Raw genomic sequence first — 22,362 nt, forward strand, 5'->3', positions numbered from 1 at the left:
AAAACTTTCATTTATCAGCCTTTCAACAATACAGCATTGCGCTTATAGATGCGCTCTAAATAATGCGCATATAATGCTAGCTCTGACTCTTGTAGTGGTAATAGTACTGTATTCGAATTCCATGCCAACAATAATTGCTGAATCCGTATATTGACTTCCGCAACAGTCATCGGTTCGCCTGTCAGCTCTTGCATGGATGCCATCACTTCGGGCACTACTGTCGGATACGTAAATTTCGTTTTCTCTCCTTGTAAACTCACAGCATAAAAATCACGAATTAGCGACGCTCGCTCACTACCACTGCCTTCAATACATAAATAGATTTGTACAGCGATGCCATTTTGCATACGACGCTGTGAAATCCCTGCAAACTTTTTACCCCCGATACTTAAATCAAATGTACCTGGACAATACGAGCCTATAATTTCATATGCTTCAATTTGATCGGCTACTTTTGGAAAAATCGCTTTCACTAAATCTACCATATAATTAAATGCTTGATCGATACTTGTCGGCTCGCTCTCACTAAATACAATCGATACATTTAACACACCAGGGTCAAGCACAACTGCTAACCCGCCAGAATTTCGTACAATGGGCTCGTACCCGCGCGCGCGTAACAACGCCATGCCTTCCTCGATGTGCGGTAAGCGATGATCTTGAATACCGAGCACAACTGATTCCTGATGTACCCATGTCCGAATAACGGGTGGACTGCTTGCATGCCCTGTCACATGGCAAAGTGTATCATCCATTGCAAACGATTCAAGCGGCGAATGCGTGAGCATCGTAAGCGACTGATCGATAAAACGCCAGTTTGTTTCTGTTAAAAAACGATTCATTGTTTATAACTCCTTACGAATTGACTACACTTAGCATACTGCATTTTCAACTCATGTCAAATTGGTGAATTTACTTGTTTTTGTAGTTTCTCATAACGAAATGTTCACTACTTGTGTTACACTAACTGTGAATAATTATCCATAAAAGGAGTGTCTTACACAATGAATGAAGCAGCTATTACACTAGACGGCTGGTACGCTTTACATGATTTCCGTTCAATCGACTGGGCTTCTTGGAAGTTAGTTTCTGAGGAGGAGCGCAAAGCAGCAGTTGATGAGTTTATTCAATACTTAGAAAAACTAAACGAAGCAGATGTAGCAAAAACGGGTGCACATGCTTTTTACGCGATTGTTGGTCAAAAAGCAGACTTTATGCTGATGACGCTTCGTGAAACAATGGACGAGCTGCAAGAAATCGAAGCAGCGTTCAATAAATTAGCGATTGCAGACTTTACAGTGCCAACATACTCTTACGTTTCAGTAGTGGAATTATCGAACTACTTAGCCGGCGAATCAAACGAAGATCCATACCAAAATCCACATGTGCGTGCACGTCTATATCCAGAGCTACCACGTTCAAAATACGTGTGCTTCTATCCAATGGATAAGCGCCGTCAAGGGGACGACAACTGGTACATGCTATCAATGGATGAGCGCAAAAACTTAATGCGTTCTCACGGTATGATTGGTCGCGGCTATGCAGGAAAAGTAAAACAAATCATTACAGGTTCTGTTGGCTTTGATGATCACGAATGGGGCGTGACATTATTCGCTGACGATGTATTACAATTCAAAAAATTAGTATACGAAATGCGCTTTGATGAAGTATCCGCGCGTTACGGCGAGTTCGGCTCATTCTTTGTTGGTAACCTTTTAGACAACGAAAAGCTCGTACAATTCCTGACAGTATAATAAAAAACCTCGCGCATTTGAACGGCATTTGCGCGAGGTTTTTCGGTTTACTTGCCATTTTTAAACTATCCACAATTTAAATGCCTATCTAATCGCCCATACTTTATCCCCAGGCTTTTATACACTATCTTCTTCTGCCTTTAAAATAATAATGACGAGGTTAATAAACACACCGAGAACTAACATCAAAATAAATAAATACCAATGCAACGGTTGATCATACAAATGGCCAATGACAAAAGCAGCGATCGCACTAACGAACATACCTACCCATCTTTCGATTTGCACTATATTCACTCCCTTGAGTGTTTATTTGTTGACCTTTAATGTTATTTATTCTTTATGCGTCTTTTTTATCACCTGTCACAACTTTGTCACATTATACCATTTAATGTATCATGTGTGCTTTACAATAGGAATTATTTGATCCCCATAGGTGAAGGGCAACAGGACGTTGGTCACGCAGGCGTTGTGGCGTTCCTCTCAATCAGTGGGGCCGACTAAACACATCACGTCCGTGTGACGAAGTCGGCATTAGCACGTCCTGTGCGTCAAAACCCCACTAATTGAAGTTTTACTTTATTTTGTGAACTTTTTTTTATTCAAACATATATTAATGACAGAAGGGGGTACGCCTATCACTGTTGTCAATCCCGTATGACGTTAGAGATATTCGTACCATTAAACGAACGGTCTACTAACCTTTAGGCGGTTCAAATTACGTTGTGTCTTTGCGCTAATGGAATTTGATAGTTGAACGATTTAAAAAGGAAAGGAAGAAAGCATTGACTTATTATTGGAATCCACAGCAAGGCGGTTATGCAGCTCAATTTCCTGGTCCACAAATGACTACCCCTCAACTACGTGAGGAATCCTATATTGAAAATATTTTACGCTTAAACCGCGGCAAGCCCGGGAATTTTTATTTTTCGTTTGAAAACGTAGTAGATGGTCAGAAAACAAAAACAGTACGTGGCGTAGTCGAGGCTGCAGGACGTGACCATGTCATTTTACGTGAACTGCGAACAAATCACCGCTTCTTATTCCCTATGATTTATTTCGACTATGCAGAGTTTGATGAAGAATTGAATTACTTTACACCAAGACAACAATAAAAAGCGCGGGTCTCAAATGAATGAGACCTGCGCTTTTCCTTTATACTTTAAATCGTTGTACTTCCGATTGTAAGTTTTGTGCATTTTCACTTAATGTGTTAGCTACCCCACTTACTTCAGCCATTGTAGAAACTTGCTCTTCCATTGCTGCTGCAATGGTAGCGATATGATCTGATGCATTCTCTGCACCGTTTGAAATTTCATTGACCGAAGCAGAAACTTCCTCTGCACTTGCGGAAATTTGTTCAGCTGTTGCAGAAATTTCTTGAATTTGTGTCGTCATCACTTCTACCGCACCCACAATCCCATGGAATGAATCCCCTGCTTCTGTAATGATATTGACACCATCTTTCACCGAAACAAGTGAGTTTGCTACAGCACGTTCTACATTTTCTGTATCTGTTTTAATTTCCATTGTTAATGCCGTAATGGAGTTGGCGGATGCCTTAGATTCCTCAGCTAGTTTACGTACTTCATCTGCCACAACGGCAAAGCCTTTCCCATGCTCACCTGCACGCGCTGCTTCGATGGCTGCATTCAGTGCTAAAAGATTCGTTTGGTCTGTAATATCTGTAATAACTTTCGTAATATGACCAATTTCTTCTGTTTGTTTCGCTAATTTCTGAACTAAATCATTGACGGTTGCAGTTGAATTATTGATAATGCTCATTTGGTTCTGGGCATGTTCAATGATTTCTTGGCCATGTGTGGCTGTTTCACTTGCATCAAGCGATGAAGAATGCAGTGTTTGGGACGCTTCGGCAATCCGTTGTACACCTTGTGCTGTTTCTTCCATCGCAACCGCACTTTCACCGGCAGCACGGGAAGAACCTTGTGCTGCTTCGGCTGTATTAGCTACTTGGCGTGTGACATCTTCCGTCGTTGCTGTAATTTCCTCCGCACTGGCAGATAATTCTTCCGCCGAGGCACTTAACTGCTCGGCGTTCGCTTGTACATTTTGAATTAGGTTACGTAAACTATTTTTCATGTTATTAAACACAGTAGCTAATTGACCAATTTCATCTTTAGACTTAAATGTAATATCTTGCTGAGAAAGGTCCCCCTCTGCAATCATATGTGCCGATTGCATTACTACCTTTAATGGCGTCGTAATCGTACGACGAACGTAAAGTATTAATAAAATACTAATGACTATACTGATGACTAACACAATGATGGATGTCGTGCGAGAATTTTTGATGGCGCTATTTGTATCTTCTTTAATTCGTTCAATCTGTTCTTCCTGGTACTTAACCATCTTATCAGCTGCTGCTAAAATGCCTGCATTCGCATCTGCTAATTGTGTATTGACTATTGTTTTTGCGCGTTCTACATCCCCAGCATCAACAGCTGCTAATACTTCTTTCATTCCCGTATTGAAATCGTTATTATAACCATTAGCTTCATCCCAATAGCCTTGCATGATTTCACTGCTAAATAAACCTTTTAATTCTAAAATACGTTGATCTAAATCTTCCGCATACATTAATAAATTCTCGCGGTTTTTATCTGTTGTCTCAATGATTACAGCACGTGCAAATAGCCCTTGCATTGCTAAATCCACACGCACTTGGTCCATAATACGAATTTGTACGACACGATTATTTAAAGCCTCATCTGTCTTTTCTTCTATGTTGGATAAATTCCAAAAGCTTATCCCGATCGACACACAGAGTAAAATGATAATCGAATAAAAAGCTGTATTTAATTTCGCCCCTACACTCATTTAAACCCCTCCTAAAACCTATTTTTATATCATTTTTTTGTTATCATTTTCATACATCTTATAATTTATTATCTATTTTACAAACAGTTCAGACTAAAAAGTCCATCGTCGCCTGCCCTAGTACTTTTGCGGCAATTAACATCGCGCGTTCATCAAAATTAAATTTGGCATGATGGTGAGGATAAGCCGTTTCCCACGTCGGATTTTTAGCGCCCGTAAAGAAAAATGTACCGGGTACATGTTGCATATAGTAAGCAAAGTCTTCCCCTATCATAAACGGCGGACATGTGATGACATTTTCCACCGCTGGGATGTTGCGTGCAATAGTTGCTACAAAATCGGTTTCCTTTTGATGGTTCACGACTGGTGGGTATCCTCGGTAGTACTGATATGTATATGATGCACTTGCCCCATCACAAGTGGACTTTAATAATGCTTCTATTTCTTCTACGATTTGTTCTCGTACTGATTCTTCAAATGTACGAACCGTTCCTTGAATTTTTGCTGTATCCGCAATAACATTAAATGGATTAATCGCTTCAAAATGTCCGACTGAAATAACAGCTGATTGAAGTGGATCAATCCGACGCGAAACAATCGTTTGTAGCTGTGTGACAAACTGTGCCCCTAGCACAATCGCATCAACCGAATGGTGCGGCTCTGCCCCGTGTCCCCCTTTTCCTTGAATTGTTATTTCAAAACGGTCAGCTGCTGCCATAATGGCCCCATCACGGACTAAAATATGCCCTAATGGCGTCGGTGCCCAAAGATGTGTGCCAAAAATTACATCTACCCCTTCTAAACAGCCATCTTCGATCATAGCCTTCGCTCCACCTGGCGCGATTTCTTCCGCATGTTGATGAATAAAAACAATATTCCCTGCGATTTCTTCTTTCATTTCCACTAAACATTTCGCTAAAACGAGCAGTGTCGCTGTATGACCATCATGCCCACAAGCGTGCATGACGCCTTCATTTTTGGACTTATATGGAATATCGTTTAACTCTTGAATGGCTAGCGCATCAAAATCCGCACGCAACGCCACCGTTTTCCCAGGTTTTCCTCCGCGAAGTGTCGCGACAACACCGCGCTCCCCAACATGCTCTCTCACTTCTAAGCCAAGCGTGCGATGAAAATTGGCGATATACGCTGGTGTATGTACCTCTTGAAATGAAAGCTCAGGTCGTTCGTGTAAATAGCGTCTAATGGCTACTATCTCTTCATAATGCTGTTCTAACAGACTAAATAACCGCTCCATTTATCCCACTCCCCCTACTCCTATACTAAATATCGTTCAATTTCAAAAATTCATTATACTTAAACTCAAAAAAATACCCTCTACTTTTAATTTTCATAAAAATAAAGGGTCTTACGTCTTATTTTGTCGCTTTGAGTGTTGCAGCAATGAGCATACTCCAACCAATTAAAAATAATACACCACCAATTGGCGTAATCGCCCCTAACACACCAATGCCTGATAACGCTAACACAAATAAACTACCTGAGAAGAAAACAATCCCTAAATTCATACAAACCATCGCAATTTTTAATTGCTTTACTTCTCCAAATAATTTAGCGCTCATTAAAATCCCAATCAGAACAAGTGCTGTCGCATGGAACATTTGATATTGTACCGCTGTATTCCAAATGCCCTCACTATAGTCATCTAATACGTTTTCAAGTGCATGTGCACCAAATGCCCCTAACGATACGGCTAAAAATCCGTGTACTGCGCCAGAAATAATTGAACCTTTCATACTAGAACCTCTTTCATGCTAAAAATCAAAAATCGAATCGCCGTTTGCATCAGACTCCTGTAGTTTATCGGAAGGATTTGCTTGTCGCATAACAGGAAGTTGTACTGTAGCTGTTGACATAGTAGTTTGTTCCACTTTTACGGTTCTTTGTCCAAGCACAATATCACATAAAGCTTTTACCGCTGTGAGTTGCTCACGCATTTGTTGCTCGTCCTGCGCATGTTTAGCGTTTTGTACTAATTGCGCCATTTGCACAATCATTGCTTCATAGGAAATCATCATTGTCCTCCTTGCTTTGGTACAAACTTTAAGCAATCCATCCCTGACGATTGCTTCACGACGACGGAAGGAAGCTGTTTTGTTTTAAAGCCGTACGCTTGACACCCCCGTGGATTGGCGGGGTCCCATGTTACTTTAAAATGCGCACATTTAAAACAATTAATCTTCATCATACTCCCTCGCTTTCCTTACCACTTTACCACGTTTCCAATAGAGAAAAAAGGCACTTTCGTTATAACTGCCAATCGATTGGTGTTTTGCCCCAAGCGATCAGTTGATCATTAATTTTGGAATATGGTTTACTACCAAAAAATCCACGGTGCGCACTTAATGGACTTGGATGTGGTGCTTCTAATATCACATGTTGTGGATGACGCGCAATAATGGACTTTTTCGTTTGTGCAGGTCGTCCCCATAGCACAAAAATAATCGGCTCTGGTCGCTCAGCTAACTTTGTGATAATCACATCGGTAAATTGCTCCCATCCTTTTCCTTTATGTGAATTGGCTTCCCCTGCACGTACTGTTAATACGGTATTTAACAACAGGACACCTTGCTCAGCCCACTTCATTAAATACCCGTGATTTGGCATCGTGCATCCTACATCTTCCTGCAATTCTTTTAGCATGTTTTTTAAGCTTGGTGGCTGCGGGACACCAGGTTTTACAGAAAAACTCATGCCGTGTGCTTGATTTGGTCCGTGATACGGGTCTTGTCCTAAAATCACGACTTTCACATTGGAAAAACTAGTCGTGTGCAATGCATTCATTACTTCCTCTTGCGGTGGATACACAACATTGTGGCTATATTCAGCTGCAACAAATTCCCGTAAGTTTTCATAATATGGTTTTCCAAATTCTTCTTGCAGAATATGTTGCCATTCATTTTTAAATACTTCTTTCATACGAATCACCTCATTATTTAACGTAGTCGGTTGATATGTTTTTCGCAAGTGAATCGCCTTAGGTACCTGGTACTTTGGTGGTACCTGGGTGGTACCTCGGTGGTACTTCCCTGGTACCTCAAAAAAAGTACGCCTTTTCCTTTTCATCTATAGAAAACATTTACTATACTTATAGATAGACAGATTCGAAAGGAGAATTGAGATGAAGGAAGTACAAGTTGATGCGCTCCAGGATTTACTTAATTCTTTTGCGAACAAAGATGTATACATTCACCTAGAAACAACAAACGGCTCTTATGCCACACATTACGACGCCAATTTCTTTAATGCAGGTGCATTTATTCGGAATGCACGTATTTGCTATGAACTAGGGAAAGTCGTGGGTGAAGCACCTCATCGCGTCGGGTTAAAAATGGCGCATGGCTGGGTATATGCACAAGGGATTACCCATTACCAACTGGATGAGCAAGGCAGACTATTGATGGCTGGATTAGACAATACTGGGAAATTAGCGATTGCACTTGAAATTAGTGAAACGCCATTTTCATATTAAGGAGTGACGCGTTGATGACATTACAAAAAGAACGTCAAATTTTACTCGTATTCCCACATCCAGATGATGAAGCATTTACATGTGCAGGAGCTGTTCGCCTCTCTGCTAATATGGGAGTACCTGTTACATATGCGTGTTTAACGCTTGGGGAAATGGGGCGCAATCTAGGAAATCCACCATTTGCCACACGTGAATCATTGCCTGAAATTCGCCGCGTTGAGCTACAAGCAGCGTGTGAGGCGATGGGCATTCAAGACCTGCGCATGATGGGCTTCCGTGATAAGACAATTGAATTTGAAGATGATGAAAAAATGGTGAAACTCGTAACGGATTTAATTGAAGAATTAAATCCATCGTTAATTTTCACCTTCTTGCCAGGCTTCTCTGTGCACCCAGATCATGAAGCGACAGCACGTGCGGTCGTAGAGGCAGTTCGTCGTATGCCAAAAAGTGAGCGGCCAAAAATTTGGGCGGTTGGCTTTGCGAATGATACTGTTGCTCGCAATGGCGAGGCGCATATCCATTTAGATGTAAGCAGTGTAAAGATGGATAAACTGGCTGCCTTACGTGCGCATATGTCTCAAACTGCTTGGATGATGGCTGAAACGACAAAACGGATAGAAGAGGGTCAACCGATGAGCGAAAGCTGGTTAAATGTTGAAAAGTTCTATATTATCCGTCATGAAGATGAGATCAATGATTCAATGGATAGTGCATTTTTATAATTCATTCCAAAAGCGGGCATATAGTGTCCCGCTTTTTTGCATGCGTATATACGTTTTTTTATACACTTTTTATATTTTTCAAACACTTCCCCAAAACGCCAACAAAACCTGAATATAGCTGTTCTTTTTAAAGTCCACACACAGTAAATCCAACTTTTTCTAACTATGTATACAAATCGTATGCACTCATATTATCAGAATAATTCGTCTTTAATCAAAATAGTAGACAAGTGTATATAAAGCATATATAGTGTATAAATATTCAAAACTACAATTTAAAGAGGTTATTATACATGAAGAAATTTTCGGCTTATACGTGGTTTCTTTTCTTAGCACTCTCTGCCGTTGGGGTATTTTTATTTATTACGCCCATTTCAACAGATGACGGTTTAAAAGTACCGATTGCTATTTTAGCGAACTGGTTAGCTGGAAAAGTAGAACCGTTTATTCATTGGTTTGCATTTGGCACATTTATTATCGCAGCACTCGGTTCTGTTGTGATGCATGTTGTCCCACAAAAAGGACCACGTACATTAATGGATGCGCTCTTCCGCGTCCACTGGTTCTGGACAATGATGCGTGTACTTGCTGTTATATTTGCGGGTATGTACTTATTCCAAGTAGGTCCTGAAAGTTTTATCTCTGACTATACAGCTGGGTTACTGATTACACCAGATGGCGGTTTAGTCACATTTATGTTTACATTGTTTTTATTTGCTGGACTTTTATTACCATTATTAACGGACTTCGGCTTACTCGAGTTCTTCGGTTCCATGATGGTGAAAATTATGCGTCCTGTTTTCAAAGTCCCTGGTCGCGCAGCAATCGACTGCTTAGCTTCTTGGGTTGGAGATGGCACAATTGGTGTGTTACTAACAGCGAAGCAATATGAAGATAAAAACTATACGGGTCGTGAAGCGGCTGTCATCGCGACAACATTCTCCGTTGTGTCGATTACATTCTGTATCGTGGTGCTTGAAACGATTGGTATGAGTCATTACTTCTTAGAGTTTTATGGTACTGTTATTTTCACAGGAATCCTTTTAGCGTTAATTATGCCGCGGGTTTTCCCGCTTTCTCGTAAAGCGGATACATTAATTGACGGGTCAAAGCTTCCAGAAAATTACGAAGATGTACCAGCTCATTTTAATGCCGTCACATTTGGTTTACACAATGCACTATCAAAAGCAGATTCAAATAAAAACTTAGGCAAGATCGTTGCAAGTGGCTTTAAAAACGTACTAGAAATGTGGTTTGCCGTTACACCTGTCATTATGGCGTTCGGTACGATTGCATTAGTGCTAGCGGAATTCACAAGCTTCTTCAAAATTTTAGGGATGCCGTTTGAGCCGATTTTAGCGTTACTGCAAATCCCTGAAGCGGGTGAAGCAGCACAAACAATGATTGTTGGATTTGCAGATATGTTATTACCTTCTATTTTAGGTGCCGGTATCGAATCCGAATTAACACGTTTCTTTATCGCAACAGTTTCTGTTACACAGTTAATTTACATGTCTGAAGTCGGCGGGTTAATTTTAGGAACGAAACTGCCATTAAAAATTTGGGATTTATTCGTCATCTTCTTGGTTCGTACAATTATTTCAATTCCGATCGTTGCAGCGATTGCGCATATTTTATTTTAAAAAAAGGGACATCTCCAGTTGCGAGATGTCCCTTTTTTTATACTTCCGCTAATGGTTTTCCATCATGCGGCGTATTGTATATGTCTGTATTTAACTCTCCTGTTAAACGTGCTGTTGTTACACCTGCTGTCATGGAACCACTGACGTTCAATGCCGTACGCCCCATATCAATTAATGGCTCCACTGAAATCAATACCCCTGCAAGGGCAATCGGTAAATCAAGCGCTGATAATACTAAAATAGCTGCAAATGTAGCACCACCACCTACACCTGCTACACCGAATGAGCTAATTGCGACAATGGCTACAACCGATACTAAAAATCCAGGTGATAATGGATTAATGCCTACGGTTGGGGCAATCATCACTGCTAACATCGCTGGATAAACACCTGCACAGCCATTTTGACCAATCGATAAACCGAATGAACCTGAGAAATTAGCAATGCCTTCTGGTACCCCTAAACGAGATGTTTGCGTGGCAATATTCATCGGTAATGCGCCTGCTGATGTACGTGATGTGAAAGCGAACAATAATGTTTCTGCTGATTTCTTCACATAGGTTACTGGATTTAACCCTGTTACTGATAATATAATGAGATGAATGATGAATACAAACATTAATGCCACATAGCTCGCTAATACAAACTTCCCTAGATTATAAATCGCGCCAAAATCACTGATGGCTACTGTACGTCCCATAATCGCTAAAATCCCGTATGGCGTCAGCTGTAATACGATGCGCACAACGCCCATAATTAAAGCATAAATCGCATCAATTCCTTTTTTAATTACACTCGCGATTTCTTCATCCTTACGTTTTACTTGTAAATAGGCAAAGCCAAGAAATGCCGCAAAAATGACGACTGAAATTGTTGAAGTGGAGCGTGCACCTGTTAAATCTAAAAAGGGATTTGCCGGGAATAGCTCTAAAATTTGAGTAGGCAGTGGTAAAACAGTCGTTTCTGCACGCTCTACAATTGCCTCACCACGTGCAACCTCTGCTTCCCCTTGTAAAATTTGATCTGCTTGTAAATCAAATAATGTTGTAGCCGTAATCCCTACTACTGCTGAAATAGCTGTCGTACCAATTAAAATGGCTAAAATCAGCCCTGCTACTTTCCCAAAGTTTTTACCAAGATTCATTTTCGTAAAGGCTACTAAAATCGAAATAAAGATTAATGGCATCGCAATCATTTGCAGTAGTTTTACATAACCTGTGCCAATAATGTTATACCATAGCACCGTATTTGTAATTTCTTCTGCGCCTGCTCCGTAAACGAATTGCAAACCTACACCTAACAAAATCCCTAAACCTAACGCAATAAATACACGCGTTGAAAATTTTAAATGCTTTTGCTTTAATACATAAAGCAGTACGACGAAAGCAAGTAGTACTACAACGTTAGCAACTACAATCCAATCCATTCTGTCTACCCCCTTGATGTTGTATTTATCTATTATATGCATTCTATTCTTATAATACCTATTAGTCAAGTATGTTTTATTTACTATACTATAACTTTGCAACCTTTATATATAAAAACAGGAGCCGTCCTCTGTATTGGACAGCTCCTGCTTTTTAGGTATTTAATTCATCACTAAATGATCAGTTTTAATGTCGGCCACTAGCCAATACATGTTACACCTGTACTTTACTTTGAAACTTCGACAATAACTGTTCCGTAAAATACACCCCTGGATCTTCTATGACAGTAGCCGCTACATCGTACCCTTTTTCCTTAAACAGTTCACCATGTGCTGGGGTAAACGCTAGATCCGTTAGCTCTAGCATTCCTAAGTCCATAATGGAGTCGCCTGCAGCGTAATGCATTGTATATGGGATTTGCTCTAACACATATTGCACGGCTCGTTCCTTCGTCAAACATTTCGGTAACACATACAGCTTACGTCCATTTATATAACTACTCCACCCGACGCTTTCCATACGAGTTCGCAAGTCGTTCAGACAATCCCACTCTATTTTTTCTTTTACAAGCATTAACACATAAAAGAGTTGATCTGCATCCGCTATTTGCTGAAACATCGGATGTTGCCAATCGGTTGCAAATACGTGTGTCATTTCATAAAAAGGCATGCTTTCTGCTAATAATTGTTGCATGATAGCATCCCACTGTGTGTCTCGTTGTCCATCCTTCAATACAATACCGCCATTTGCTACAATGGCATATGGTGGTTTATAGACATGTTGAAATAACTCAATGCGCTCATATTGATGTGCAGCACGTGTCGTAACAGGAATGACGAAGGCGTCACCCGATAATTGACGTAAAGCTTGCTCAGTTTTATGTGAAATAAACGATAATGCTTCGCCGTCTACATATTCCACACAAATTAATTCACTTAGAGGACGATTGACGGTGCGTTTTGAGAAAATAAATGTCCGATCTAAATCGGTCGTTAAAATACGCATTATTTCATCTCCTTTATCAAACCACAGCATGCATAACTCATATCGGGATACGGCTCAACGGGCACACCCCGTTCTTGTGCGAGTAAATAAATATGCGCTAAATGCTGTTCAAACGCTGGGTTCACTAGGATTTTCCACGGTACCCGCCTCAATAATACCCGCGTCGTTTCGCCAATACCGGGTTTAATATGGTTGATATTTTTTATAGTAAAGCGCTGCTGAATTGCCTCTACAGATTGCATACCTTGCCAATTCGGTGGCTGTATCGGCACTTGTAATTCCTCTTTAATGGCCTTTTCGACCATATCAAACTGCGCTACAACCGTATCAATATAGTGCACCGATACGTCCGCTTGTGCGAGTTCACCGTAATATTTCGCCCCATGAAAATCGCCCTCTTGTAAGTACCGCTTATTTAATACGGTACGACTGACAAGCCCTGAAACCGTTGAATTTAAACAAGCAGAAGGAATGAAGAAATCTTCACGTGTGCCATAAATAGGAGCACAATAGGCTGGATCCGCTAAAACGGCTAATGTGGCATCAATCGTCTTGTTATACGTCTCATTAAACATTTGACAAGCAGCTGTTAATTCTTGTGTAATCGCTCCTTTACCTGTCCAACCATCAATAAATTGGATGTGACTTTGCGGGTGTTGATTAACAATGTAAAGTAGCGCTGTTTCATCAATCCCTCGTTCGCGAATAATCGAGATTGAGTAATGAGGCACAGAAATACGATACTTATATGCATAATAACGTTTGAGTAAAATACCAATCGGTGTACCAGCACGTGCTAAGCTAACAAGAACTAACTGTTCAAGTGGTTTCTTTTCAAGAATTTTTTCTGCTACTACGCCGACAGCCGTTGCAATGGCTGGAGCATATTGCGCTAATGTTTGATAAAACAGCGCCATATACTGTTCATTTGGTTGCACTTCTACAGGTAACATTTCAGCGTAATTAGTCCCTTGTTGAATACGACGTTCTCGTTCTGCTGTACTGTGCTCCATCTCAATATGACTTAGATCGCGCAGTAAAAACGTAATATCCTCTTCGCTGTAGCTTGATGGCATATTCGGTGGCGGTATATGTTCTGTTAACTTAACGACTGTTATTCTTTCTACGCCAACCGTACTTAAACATGCCAGTAATTCGTTTAACCCTTTTTCACTCGCTAACCGTTCTAGAATAATCACCACTTCTTGGTATCGCCCGTTCGGAATGTTATATAAATAATTTTTTACCCCCGCATTTTCCGGACTTTCAAAGTGAAATTTATTATAGATCAGCGTATCCGGATGCGCATAAATGGGGCTACGCGTCGTCGATTGGAAGTAGACGTCTTCTCCAAGTGCAGCAGCAATCTGCATCGGGACATACATACACTCCCCTGTACCAATAACTAAAAGTGGGCCAGGCTGCCGCACGGATTTTAGCTGCTTACTAAATACCTGTAATTCTTGCTGCACTAGTTCCTCTTCTTGTTTCGTTATGCTAAACCGCCCTGTGCCGATATAATAGGGCGCTGTACAGATGTTCCCGTTTTCACTAATGGAATGATACGGGCGAACAGATGGGAGGTTTGCATCTATATGCTCAATCCTCACTTTTTGAGACTGTCGCTGAGATGGCGGCTCGGGATCTACTATCGCGCCTTCAACAGCCATTTCTCCCGTCATGAGTGACACAACATCAATTTTTACCCCTAGACGTTGCGCCTGCTCTACATAAGCGGCACGTTGCTCGTCATTGCGCCAGTCCAAAATTGAAACGACTGTAAATTGCTGCAAGTGTGGATACGTCTGTTTTAATTGTTCAATGATGTTTACATTTGTTTTCCCTGTAGAAATTTCATCATCTACTAAAATAATATTTTTATGTGCTAACAATAGTTGCTCATTTTCTGTATACATCCGGTGACTTGTCGCATGAGAATGTTCTTCTTCAAATCGAATAATTGGCTCCATTCTACAAATTTCTTCTCGTGTCGTATGAATATAAGCCGCTTGTTCATCGCATGCATAAAAAAACGCATGCCCTAATGCGGTTGCTGTTTCCGCAAAGCCGATAATCAACTGTTTTTCAGGTAGAATAATAGGCTGTTCTCCGATTTGTGCTACAATCTCTAATCCTGTACATGTTTTAATCGCTTGTACGACCTGTTCTGTTAGCGGATGCTTTTGTTGCCATAGGACATCCGCCACACGCATTGCGAGTAGAGCACCTGTTAGAAGAGGGATTTGTGGTGGCACCGCTATATGTTTCCCTAATACTTTACTAACAAATAAAAAAGGACGTTTTTTATTAATACGTGCAGCCACATCAAATAGATCGGCACGGTCGAATTGATATGGATTTTCTTGAATGGATGTTTTCACATAAAGCTTATCCAAAACGGCATACATCTTTACCCTCTCCCTTACAGTAAATCGTTGAACTGACATTGCGGATGAAATACACCATATACTTCGGCTCGAAGCAGTACTTTTCGCGCCCACTCATAATGCGGCTTCATTTCATTCATTTTGTTAGCATACTCACTTTTCTGCACACCGACTGTCCCACGCTCGTGTTCCATAATGGAGAGCGCATCTAAATATTCTTCATGCGTCACGACATGGAGCGCATTGACAATATTAGTATGGGTCGGATGAATCACCGTTTTCCCAATCAGCCCATTTAACCGATCGAGCTGTACTTCCTTGATGAGCCCTTCTGTAGCTGATACGGTCTGTTTTGTCACCACACTGCCCGTCTGTCCATTGTGTTCCATCGTTGCATCAAAGTATTCCCATACGCTACCCGACATGACAAACGGGTAATCACTACGACCAAACACATTAAAAATATCAGCCAAACAATCTCGAACCACAACAATGTCATACAAGCTTGTCTGCTGTGTCCGACGAATCCCGTAAAGCCCTGAAAAATCGGTCGTACCAATCCGAATATTTAAAATGGCATCGTAATGATGCAGCAATTTCTGCCGAATCATTAACAAATTATGCGCCCGCTGTTCCTTATATAAAATATCGCCTGTCTCTAAAATCGGCATCCCATAAAGGGTATAGCCTTTTTTTCGCTGTGCTTGTAATACCGTTAAATAATCGTCCGCGTTATCCAATGAAAACTTCGGAAAGACATAGCCTGTTAACAGATGTTGTAAAGCACCAAGCATCGTGGTCAATTGTGCTAATTGCGCGGGATGACGTACACGGATAAATAATAATGGGAGCTCTTCCTGCTTCATTTCCCCATACTGTAGCGCAATCGCAAGTACCTCTAGGGTCTCATACACATTTTGTAGTGCGCTTGCCACTTGTAAATCCCCTACTGCATCTTCTAAATCCACTACAACAGACGTGACGTTCAGAAACTTTTTGCTCATTAAATCTTGTGCTATCTGTGGTTTTGTCGCAGGCATATAAAGCGTCGCACCTAAGCAATAGGCCAGCTGCTCCTTACTGCTATCTTTTGAAAAGACAGTCGGTCGCTTAAAAAAAATCGTTGCTAATGCTTCGTCACGTAGATTCATAAAAAAACGCATAAAACCCTCCATTGAAAAGAAAAAGCTGCTCCTCTTGTGGAACAGCTTCCCCCCTCTTAATCAATTAAAATGGTGATGATTAAAAAAAACATCGCTCAAGCAAGATGATTGCCTTATCTTTGCAAAACGCTTACCGATTCATCAAAAATCGGTTATACCGATAAGCCATATGTTCGCACTAATGCCGCTAACCCACCTTGATAGCCTGAGCCAACCGCATTAAATTTCCAGTCTTGATTATGACGATATAGTTCACAAAACACTACGGCTGTCTCAATGGAGAAATCTTCCCCTAAATCAAAGCGCAGTACTTCATTATTCGTATCTTCGTTAATTAAGCGCACGAACGCATTAGAAACTTGCCCAAAGTTTTGACGACGCGCTTCTGCCTCATGAATCGTCACAGTAATCGCAATACGATCGACAGAAGCTGGCACTTTGGATAAATCCACTTTCAGTTGCTCGTCGTCCCCATCGCCCTCACCTGTCCGATTATCGCCTGTATGGATAACAGAGCCGTCCGCGCTTTGTAAGTTATTATAAAAAATGAAGTCTAACTCATTACGGCATTTACCGTCAGCGCCTAAAATAAAAGCACATGCATCTAAATCAAAGTCCTGACCACCATCGAAGTTCTTCACATCCCAGCCTAAACCAATGATAATTCGCTGTAGGGAAGGGTCACTTTTTGTTAAATCAATCCGTTGACCTTTGCTTAACTGAATTGCCATAAAACCTCTCCTTTATCCAACTTGTAGACCGAAATCTTTACATAAAGCAGCTAGGCCCCCTTGATAACCAGAGCCAATCGCAGAGAATTTCCACTCGCCGTTATGACGATATAATTCCCCTACTACAAGTGCTGTTTCAATGGAGAAATCTTCCCCTAAGTCATAACGAATTAATTCCTCACCCGTCGCATCATTCACAATGCGAATAAATGCATTGGATACCATACCGAAGTTTTGGTTACGGCTTTCTGCATCATGGATCGTTACAGTAAATGTGATTTTTTGTACAGTAGCTGGTACATCTGTTAATGTCACATATACGACTTCATCATCCCCGTCACCTTGACCTGTTAAGTTGTCACCTGAATGGACAACAGAACCCGCACCACCTGTTGTATTATTATAGAAAACGAAATCACTCGGGTCCTTTACTTTCCCCGTTTCATCTAATAAGAAAATCGATGAATCTAAGTCAAAATCGTTCCCTCCGTCGTATTTATTTGTATCCCAACCTAAACCAATCATCACTTTTTTAATACCAGGGTTTGTTTTTGTTAAATCAACCTTTTGACCTTTTGCTAATGAAACAACCATTTTCAATTTCCCCCTTTAGTTTTATGTAAAGCGTGCACAAACATCGCCTAATTTTAAATCTTGCGTCCCTGTACCAATGGCCCCAAACTTCCATTCCCCATTGTGACGATAAATTTCGCCAGTAATGAGGGCCGTTTGATTTTGATAATCTTCTGATAAATTGTAACGAATTAATTCGCTATTATTTGATGGATCGATAACACGAATATACGCATTGCGAATCATGCCGAAGTGTTGTTTACGACCTTGTGCATCATAAATGTTAACGACAAACACGAGTTTATTAAACTGCGCTGGTACAGCATTTAAGCTCACAATGATGGATTCATCATCCCCATCGCCTTGACCTGTTAAATTATCACCTGAATGGACAACAGAGCTACATACACTCGTTGTTCGACCAAAATAGATGACATTCTCTTGGCTCACTAGTTTGTCATTTTGTAACATCAGAACGGATGCATCACAATCAATATTCGGTTGTGAACTTCCACCGCCGCCAAATAGACCGCCTAAAAAGCCACCGCCACTACTACGTTGTTCAACAGGGTCCCAGCCAAGGCCGATAATTACTTTATTTAACCCTGCATTTCCTTTTGTTAAATCGACGCGCTGTCCCTTTTGGAGATTGACTACCAATCAAACACACTCCTTTTCTATTTGAATTATCTAACAATTTAAATATTAACATCTCAAAAAATTTTTTCCAATTAATGCGCCCACTTAAAAATCTCTTCGCTTAATACGATTGAAAATATTTTTTAACGACATGCGCTTATTTTTCGTTGATTGTGTTGTTTCGACAAGTACCTCATCTAGCGTTAGATGAAATTCAATTTTTTCAAGACGGTGTGTCATGACAATTGGCTCTGCTAAAAACAATTCAATATTATTGCCGCCACCTGGAGAGAAAATGAACACATCAAATCCTAAAAATGCGAGAAACACTAAAAACAATGCATCGCTACGTTGCATCTTGGCATCTTCTTCTATAAAAAGAATATACTTTGGATTTTCATAGCTATAATCGAACTGACGATACAGCTTTAGTATTTCAGTTGGGATTTTAAAAAGCTGCCCCATGATGAATCCTTTATAATCGACATCTGTTTCATGTGGTAGACGTTGAATGATTTGCATGTCTATTAAACGGATTAATGTTTTCGCGATATTTCGCTGATTAGGGATGGGTAAATCTTTATACGGCCAGTTCACCATGTGAATCATTTTTTCGGCATCTAGTTCACCATTTGTACTCGCATCTTGCACATAAAACTGCATATTAGCTCGCTGTGGTTCAATGAGTGGAAACGTATGCTCCACATATGATAGCGTGTTCGCTTTTAACCGTTTTAGTTGATTTGCATATTCCCGCATATCCGCTGACACACCATCGATTTTTCCGAAAAGAACGGGTAAATATACATATTGTTCATCTGCATCGAACCCTTCGCGATGTTCAAGCTTTGCCTCACTTAAAATGAACATTTCATCGTACGTTGTATTTAACAAAATAGCCCGCGTTTCATGCTCCATGTATTTCCACGGATAATTAATCTTCGATGATTCATAGAAGTTTTGTTTTATATTCTCATACGTTCGTGCCGTGACTGTTTGTACTTGTAATGGTTTTTCATATGGAAACTCAAATAAGTCGCATGTTGCAGCAAGCTTTGTGACCGGTATACCGTGTAGCCCATACTTGGCCATTGGGTTTTCCCCAGTAGGCTCAAAGATAACAATGTCGCAACCGAATAAGTACAAGAAATAAATAAAGTACGCTTCACTTTCTGTCATCGGGCCGTACCATAAAATTTTCGGCATCTGCACTTCATAAGGTGCCTCCGCTAACCAAAGCGGAAAGTAATGCTTAGACCACTTCACAAAATCTAACACAATCCGCTGTAAGTTCGGATGTGCGAAATGAGGATACTTATGATCGATTAACTCTAACCATGCTTTAAAAGCTTGCATCATTGTTTCTTTATAATCTGTCTGCATTAACGGCAGTAATTGTCTTGCGACAAAGAACGCCAACATCCGGTTCAGCGATAACGGTGTTTGCTTATGTATTTGCAAAATATTAATAATTTCTGTTCTTGTTTGCGCATCTATTGTTTTTGGCAACCCGTCAAATAGTCGTGTCCAGCCAATCGGCAATGCTTGTAAGTTATATAAATATTCCTTCATCGTATGTTCATCATCAAAAACACCGAGCATTGTTTGGGCGATACGCGTATATCGAATACTTTCCCCTCTTTTTTCATACAGAGGTCTTGCTTGTAGCGGCTGCGTAATGACGCTTTCCCATTGTTGTTCTAACGCATCGGTCAAATCTAGTGGTTGCAATACAATCACTATGCCCACCCCTTCATTTAACAAATAGTTCCTTAAATTATACGTTATTTCACATCTTAAGAATATGAATTACTCTTTTTTAAAATAGCGCATCATTTTGCCTTTACCCCTTGTCACGAAAGAGATAACGCTTTCATTGTGACATTTTCTTTAATTTTTAGAATAAATGAAATATTAATAACATTTCGTCTGTATTTTATGATAGAATTAGTCAATGTTTTTCAATAACGGAGGTTACATATCAATGGAAGAAGTTGCTCAACCAAAAACCGTGGCCGTCGAGAACGTATTAATTGCACATCATTTTTTAAAAGATGTCGTCGTTCATACGCCACTTCAAAAAAATGATTATTTATCGGAAAAGTACGGTGCAACAATTTATTTCAAACGAGAAGACTTGCAACACGTACGCTCATTTAAGCTACGTGGCGCTTACTATAAAATTAAAAAGATTGAAGCAGAGGCACGTGAAAAAGGCGTTGTTTGTGCCAGTGCAGGCAATCATGCACAAGGTGTAGCTTATGCATGTGCTCACTTAAAAATTCAAGCAAAAATTTTCATGCCAAAAACGACACCGAAACAAAAAATCGGACAAGTGCGCATGTTTGGCCGTGAATTCGTGGAAATCATTTTATCAGGTGATACATTTGATGATTCAGCTACAAGTGCACTTGAATATTGTGAAGAACACGATATGATTTTCATTCACCCATTTGACGATATGGATGTCATGGCGGGGCAAGGTTCCGTAGCGGTAGAAGTGATGAACGATATCGAAGAGCCAATCGATTTCATTTTCGGTAGTGTTGGCGGTGGCGGTTTAATGTCTGGTGTATCCGCCTATGTAAAAAATCTATCCCCTCATACAAAAGTCATTGGGGTAGAACCTGCTGGCGCTGGTAGTATGAAAGCGGCTATGGAACAAGGTGGCCCTGTGACACTGGATTGGATTGATAAATTCGTCGATGGTGCTGCTGTGCAATGTGTCGGCCAAGAAACATACCAAGTATGTCAGCGTTATTTAGATGATATGGTGCTTGTACCAGAAGGAAAAGTATGTACAACAATTTTAGATTTATATAATAAACATGCGATTATTGCAGAGCCTGCTGGGGCATTACCTGTCGCTGCACTGGATTTCTATGCAGAGCAAATTCGTGGAAAATCGGTCGTTGTCATTATTTCAGGCGGGAATAACGATATAGGTCGTATGCAAGAAATTAAAGAAAAATCGTTATTATATGAAGGGTTACTGTACTACTTTATCGTCAACTTCCCACAACGTGCGGGAGCGCTTCGCCAATTCTTAACGGAAGTACTTGGCCCAACGGATGATATTACGCATTTCGAGTACACGAAAAAGAACAATAAAGAAAGCGGTCCTGCATTAGTAGGCATCGAAGTACTCGACCGCGCAGATTACCCTGAGCTACTTCAACGTATGAAAGCAAACGGATTTGAATATAAAGAAGTGAACAAAGACAGTACACTATTTGGTTTATTAGTGTAAGCATTACGTAAAAACCCGCGCATTTGAGCAATGCGCGGGTTTTTATCAGCGATTTTTCTTGAATTATCAGCGGTTTCTGCGATATATCGGCGCATTCACTTCACTTATCGGCCATTTGTCAAAAATATGAGCGCTTCGATAACGGCTTCCTTCCAAGGATTGCTTTACTATTTGAGAAAATAACCGCATATTCTATTGGTAAGGACTCTCCGATTAACTGGCGAAGAGCTGGTACGTGCGTTTTACTTGATTGATGGGGTTTCTAAATCCTTCTACCTTTCCATCTTGCTTTATTCTAATAAACTGGTGCTTTTCTTCATCGAAATGAATTTCGCCTACCATATTTTTAATTTCAAGTATTAACATAAACTGCTTACATACAAAAACGGTATCAACCTGATAAGAAAAACCATTGAGACAGAACGAGTAAGCGTGGAATAATGTAGATTCATATCTTGCCAACGCAAATCTACATACCGTTCTCCCGCATACCCAGCTTCTATTTTCAGCAACTCATCTTCTAATTCCGAAAATACCCTTCTCATTACACACTGCAGTTTCCTCAATTTTTCTGGCACACTTCTATTGAAGATAATCATCCCTCCCCCTCCTTACTTTGGAGTAGAGAAAAGGTGGGATTCGTTTTCTAATTAAAATAACAAAATTTACCAAACTCGTAATTTGGTGAATTTTATTTCCTGGGTAATAGATTAATACACGACAAAAAAAGA

The 22,362-nt window shown here is 40.4% G+C and carries 24 protein-coding genes and 1 pseudogene; 6 read left to right on the forward strand and 19 right to left on the reverse strand.

The window, feature by feature from the left end:
• Nucleotides 1–14: 14 nt before the first annotated feature.
• Entirely contained in the window at nt 15–842 is an 828-nt protein-coding gene (locus AAGS61_RS04280; RefSeq protein WP_391367813.1) for a lipoate--protein ligase family protein, read from the reverse strand.
• Between the two features lie 162 nt (nt 843–1,004).
• Here AAGS61_RS04280 and hemQ point away from each other — a divergent pair, with 162 nt between their 5' ends.
• Nucleotides 1,005–1,754: a hydrogen peroxide-dependent heme synthase gene (hemQ, locus tag AAGS61_RS04285; RefSeq protein ID WP_391367816.1), complete on the forward strand. Its 750-nt coding sequence runs from the start codon at nt 1,005–1,007 to the stop codon at nt 1,752–1,754.
• A gap of 117 nt (nt 1,755–1,871) precedes the next feature.
• On the opposite strand, the gene AAGS61_RS04290 is transcribed toward hemQ, so the two are convergent.
• Nucleotides 1,872–2,042, reverse strand: coding sequence for a hypothetical protein (locus tag AAGS61_RS04290; protein WP_391367819.1), 171 nt, complete (start codon nt 2,040–2,042; stop codon nt 1,872–1,874).
• Between the two features lie 557 nt (nt 2,043–2,599).
• Between AAGS61_RS04290 and gerQ the strand changes: the two genes are divergently transcribed.
• Nucleotides 2,600–2,869 carry a spore coat protein GerQ gene (gene gerQ, locus AAGS61_RS04295; protein ID WP_391368325.1) on the forward strand — a complete coding sequence of 90 codons (270 nt, stop codon included), beginning with the start codon at nt 2,600–2,602 and terminating at the stop codon, nt 2,867–2,869.
• Between the two features lie 40 nt (nt 2,870–2,909).
• Here gerQ and AAGS61_RS04300 read toward each other — a convergent pair whose 3' ends face one another.
• The 6 genes from AAGS61_RS04300 to AAGS61_RS04325 form a co-directional block, all read right to left on the reverse strand.
• Nucleotides 2,910–4,595, reverse strand: coding sequence for a methyl-accepting chemotaxis protein (locus AAGS61_RS04300; protein WP_391367822.1), 1,686 nt, complete (start codon nt 4,593–4,595; stop codon nt 2,910–2,912).
• Between the two features lie 88 nt (nt 4,596–4,683).
• A complete protein-coding gene (locus tag AAGS61_RS04305) occupies nt 4,684–5,853 on the reverse strand; it encodes a M20 family metallopeptidase (RefSeq protein WP_391367824.1) in 1,170 nt (389 codons plus the stop codon).
• A 118-nt stretch (nt 5,854–5,971) separates the two neighbouring features.
• Complete coding sequence (locus AAGS61_RS04310) at nt 5,972–6,352, reverse strand: DUF423 domain-containing protein (protein ID WP_391367827.1); 381 nt, start codon at nt 6,350–6,352, stop codon at nt 5,972–5,974.
• An 18-nt stretch (nt 6,353–6,370) separates the two neighbouring features.
• Nucleotides 6,371–6,631, reverse strand: a complete 261-nt coding sequence (locus AAGS61_RS04315; protein ID WP_391367830.1) for a YwdI family protein — start codon at nt 6,629–6,631, stop codon at nt 6,371–6,373.
• The gene (locus AAGS61_RS04320; RefSeq protein ID WP_391367833.1) at nt 6,631–6,801 is read right to left on the reverse strand and encodes a uracil-DNA glycosylase; all 171 of its coding nucleotides are present in this window, start codon (nt 6,799–6,801) and stop codon (nt 6,631–6,633) included. The genes AAGS61_RS04315 and AAGS61_RS04320 overlap by 1 nt, the downstream gene beginning before the upstream one ends.
• Nucleotides 6,802–6,863: 62 nt before the next feature.
• A complete protein-coding gene (locus AAGS61_RS04325; RefSeq protein WP_391368328.1) occupies nt 6,864–7,535 on the reverse strand; it encodes a uracil-DNA glycosylase in 672 nt (223 codons plus the stop codon).
• Nucleotides 7,536–7,737: 202 nt separating this feature from the next.
• Between AAGS61_RS04325 and AAGS61_RS04330 the strand changes: the two genes are divergently transcribed.
• The 3 genes from AAGS61_RS04330 (at nt 7,738) to AAGS61_RS04340 (ending at nt 10,456) form a co-directional block, all read left to right on the forward strand.
• Nucleotides 7,738–8,088 carry a YojF family protein gene (locus tag AAGS61_RS04330; RefSeq protein WP_391367835.1) on the forward strand — a complete coding sequence of 117 codons (351 nt, stop codon included), beginning with the start codon at nt 7,738–7,740 and terminating at the stop codon, nt 8,086–8,088.
• 14 nt (nt 8,089–8,102) lie between these two features.
• The gene (gene bshB2, locus AAGS61_RS04335; RefSeq protein WP_391367838.1) at nt 8,103–8,813 is read left to right on the forward strand and encodes a bacillithiol biosynthesis deacetylase BshB2; all 711 of its coding nucleotides are present in this window, start codon (nt 8,103–8,105) and stop codon (nt 8,811–8,813) included.
• 293 nt (nt 8,814–9,106) lie between these two features.
• On the forward strand, nt 9,107–10,456 hold the full coding sequence (locus tag AAGS61_RS04340; protein ID WP_391367841.1) for a YjiH family protein: 1,350 nt from the start codon (nt 9,107–9,109) through the stop codon (nt 10,454–10,456).
• Nucleotides 10,457–10,493: 37 nt separating this feature from the next.
• On the opposite strand, the gene AAGS61_RS04345 is transcribed toward AAGS61_RS04340, so the two are convergent.
• The 9 genes and pseudogenes from AAGS61_RS04345 to AAGS61_RS04385 all read right to left on the reverse strand — a co-directional run bounded on the left by AAGS61_RS04345 (nt 10,494) and on the right by AAGS61_RS04385 (nt 20,121).
• Complete coding sequence (locus tag AAGS61_RS04345; RefSeq protein WP_391367844.1) at nt 10,494–11,882, reverse strand: L-cystine transporter; 1,389 nt, start codon at nt 11,880–11,882, stop codon at nt 10,494–10,496.
• A gap of 214 nt (nt 11,883–12,096) precedes the next feature.
• A complete protein-coding gene (locus AAGS61_RS04350) occupies nt 12,097–12,888 on the reverse strand; it encodes an HAD family hydrolase (protein WP_391367846.1) in 792 nt (263 codons plus the stop codon).
• A complete protein-coding gene (locus AAGS61_RS04355) occupies nt 12,888–13,964 on the reverse strand; it encodes a cysteine protease StiP family protein (protein WP_391368331.1) in 1,077 nt (358 codons plus the stop codon). Before AAGS61_RS04355 ends, AAGS61_RS04350 begins: the two co-directional genes overlap by 1 nt.
• Nucleotides 13,965–14,042: 78 nt before the next feature.
• Nucleotides 14,043–15,335, reverse strand: a pseudogene (locus AAGS61_RS04360) (phosphoribosyltransferase family protein); the annotation flags it as partial.
• The gene (locus tag AAGS61_RS04365; protein WP_391367849.1) at nt 15,311–16,438 is read right to left on the reverse strand and encodes an HpcH/HpaI aldolase/citrate lyase family protein; all 1,128 of its coding nucleotides are present in this window, start codon (nt 16,436–16,438) and stop codon (nt 15,311–15,313) included. The pseudogene AAGS61_RS04360 and the gene AAGS61_RS04365, both read right to left, overlap by 25 nt.
• A gap of 152 nt (nt 16,439–16,590) precedes the next feature.
• Nucleotides 16,591–17,169, reverse strand: a complete 579-nt coding sequence (locus tag AAGS61_RS04370; RefSeq protein WP_391367852.1) for a TerD family protein — start codon at nt 17,167–17,169, stop codon at nt 16,591–16,593.
• Between the two features lie 12 nt (nt 17,170–17,181).
• The gene (locus tag AAGS61_RS04375; protein ID WP_391367855.1) at nt 17,182–17,763 is read right to left on the reverse strand and encodes a TerD family protein; all 582 of its coding nucleotides are present in this window, start codon (nt 17,761–17,763) and stop codon (nt 17,182–17,184) included.
• A gap of 21 nt (nt 17,764–17,784) precedes the next feature.
• Entirely contained in the window at nt 17,785–18,402 is a 618-nt protein-coding gene (locus AAGS61_RS04380; RefSeq protein ID WP_391367857.1) for a TerD family protein, read from the reverse strand.
• 84 nt (nt 18,403–18,486) lie between these two features.
• Complete coding sequence (locus tag AAGS61_RS04385) at nt 18,487–20,121, reverse strand: YceG family protein (protein ID WP_391367860.1); 1,635 nt, start codon at nt 20,119–20,121, stop codon at nt 18,487–18,489.
• Between the two features lie 244 nt (nt 20,122–20,365).
• On the opposite strand from AAGS61_RS04385, the gene ilvA reads away from it, so the two are divergent.
• Nucleotides 20,366–21,631 (forward strand): threonine ammonia-lyase IlvA, encoded by a 1,266-nt coding sequence (gene ilvA / locus AAGS61_RS04390; protein ID WP_391367862.1) that lies wholly within the window; start codon nt 20,366–20,368, stop codon nt 21,629–21,631.
• Nucleotides 21,632–21,844: 213 nt separating this feature from the next.
• On the opposite strand, the gene AAGS61_RS04395 is transcribed toward ilvA, so the two are convergent.
• Both AAGS61_RS04395 and AAGS61_RS04400 read right to left on the reverse strand, forming a co-directional pair.
• The gene (locus AAGS61_RS04395; protein WP_391367865.1) at nt 21,845–22,093 is read right to left on the reverse strand and encodes a nuclease-related domain-containing protein; all 249 of its coding nucleotides are present in this window, start codon (nt 22,091–22,093) and stop codon (nt 21,845–21,847) included.
• Nucleotides 21,991–22,230 (reverse strand): hypothetical protein, encoded by a 240-nt coding sequence (locus tag AAGS61_RS04400; protein ID WP_391368342.1) that lies wholly within the window; start codon nt 22,228–22,230, stop codon nt 21,991–21,993. Before AAGS61_RS04400 ends, AAGS61_RS04395 begins: the two co-directional genes overlap by 103 nt.
• Between the last annotated feature and the right edge of the window lie 132 nt (nt 22,231–22,362).

The sequence above is a fragment of the Lysinibacillus sp. KU-BSD001 genome, from assembly GCF_042920265.1.
Classification (GTDB): domain Bacteria; phylum Bacillota; class Bacilli; order Bacillales_A; family Planococcaceae; genus Lysinibacillus_B.

Excerpts from the sequence above, each read along its gene's own strand:
- AAGS61_RS04280 (WP_391367813.1), bottom strand. The coding sequence starts at position 842 with ATGAATCGTTTTTTAACAGAAACAAACTGGCGTTTTATCGATCAGTCG.
- AAGS61_RS04330 (WP_391367835.1), top strand. The coding sequence starts at position 7,738 with ATGAAGGAAGTACAAGTTGATGCGCTCCAGGATTTACTTAATTCTTTT.
- AAGS61_RS04300 (WP_391367822.1), bottom strand. The coding sequence starts at position 4,595 with ATGAGTGTAGGGGCGAAATTAAATACAGCTTTTTATTCGATTATCATT.
- AAGS61_RS04345 (WP_391367844.1), bottom strand. The coding sequence starts at position 11,882 with ATGGATTGGATTGTAGTTGCTAACGTTGTAGTACTACTTGCTTTCGTC.
- AAGS61_RS04340 (WP_391367841.1), top strand. The coding sequence starts at position 9,107 with ATGAAGAAATTTTCGGCTTATACGTGGTTTCTTTTCTTAGCACTCTCT.
- AAGS61_RS04325 (WP_391368328.1), bottom strand. The coding sequence starts at position 7,535 with ATGAAAGAAGTATTTAAAAATGAATGGCAACATATTCTGCAAGAAGAA.
- AAGS61_RS04375 (WP_391367855.1), bottom strand. The coding sequence starts at position 17,763 with ATGGTTGTTTCATTAGCAAAAGGTCAAAAGGTTGATTTAACAAAAACA.
- AAGS61_RS04350 (WP_391367846.1), bottom strand. The coding sequence starts at position 12,888 with ATGCGTATTTTAACGACCGATTTAGATCGGACATTTATTTTCTCAAAA.
- hemQ (WP_391367816.1), top strand. The coding sequence starts at position 1,005 with ATGAATGAAGCAGCTATTACACTAGACGGCTGGTACGCTTTACATGAT.
- AAGS61_RS04400 (WP_391368342.1), bottom strand. The coding sequence starts at position 22,230 with ATGATTATCTTCAATAGAAGTGTGCCAGAAAAATTGAGGAAACTGCAG.
- AAGS61_RS04320 (WP_391367833.1), bottom strand. The coding sequence starts at position 6,801 with ATGAAGATTAATTGTTTTAAATGTGCGCATTTTAAAGTAACATGGGAC.
- bshB2 (WP_391367838.1), top strand. The coding sequence starts at position 8,103 with ATGACATTACAAAAAGAACGTCAAATTTTACTCGTATTCCCACATCCA.
- AAGS61_RS04370 (WP_391367852.1), bottom strand. The coding sequence starts at position 17,169 with ATGGCAATTCAGTTAAGCAAAGGTCAACGGATTGATTTAACAAAAAGT.
- AAGS61_RS04355 (WP_391368331.1), bottom strand. The coding sequence starts at position 13,964 with ATGCCATCAAGCTACAGCGAAGAGGATATTACGTTTTTACTGCGCGAT.
- ilvA (WP_391367862.1), top strand. The coding sequence starts at position 20,366 with ATGGAAGAAGTTGCTCAACCAAAAACCGTGGCCGTCGAGAACGTATTA.
- AAGS61_RS04365 (WP_391367849.1), bottom strand. The coding sequence starts at position 16,438 with ATGCGTTTTTTTATGAATCTACGTGACGAAGCATTAGCAACGATTTTT.
- AAGS61_RS04310 (WP_391367827.1), bottom strand. The coding sequence starts at position 6,352 with ATGAAAGGTTCAATTATTTCTGGCGCAGTACACGGATTTTTAGCCGTA.
- gerQ (WP_391368325.1), top strand. The coding sequence starts at position 2,600 with ATGACTACCCCTCAACTACGTGAGGAATCCTATATTGAAAATATTTTA.
- AAGS61_RS04305 (WP_391367824.1), bottom strand. The coding sequence starts at position 5,853 with ATGGAGCGGTTATTTAGTCTGTTAGAACAGCATTATGAAGAGATAGTA.
- AAGS61_RS04315 (WP_391367830.1), bottom strand. The coding sequence starts at position 6,631 with ATGATTTCCTATGAAGCAATGATTGTGCAAATGGCGCAATTAGTACAA.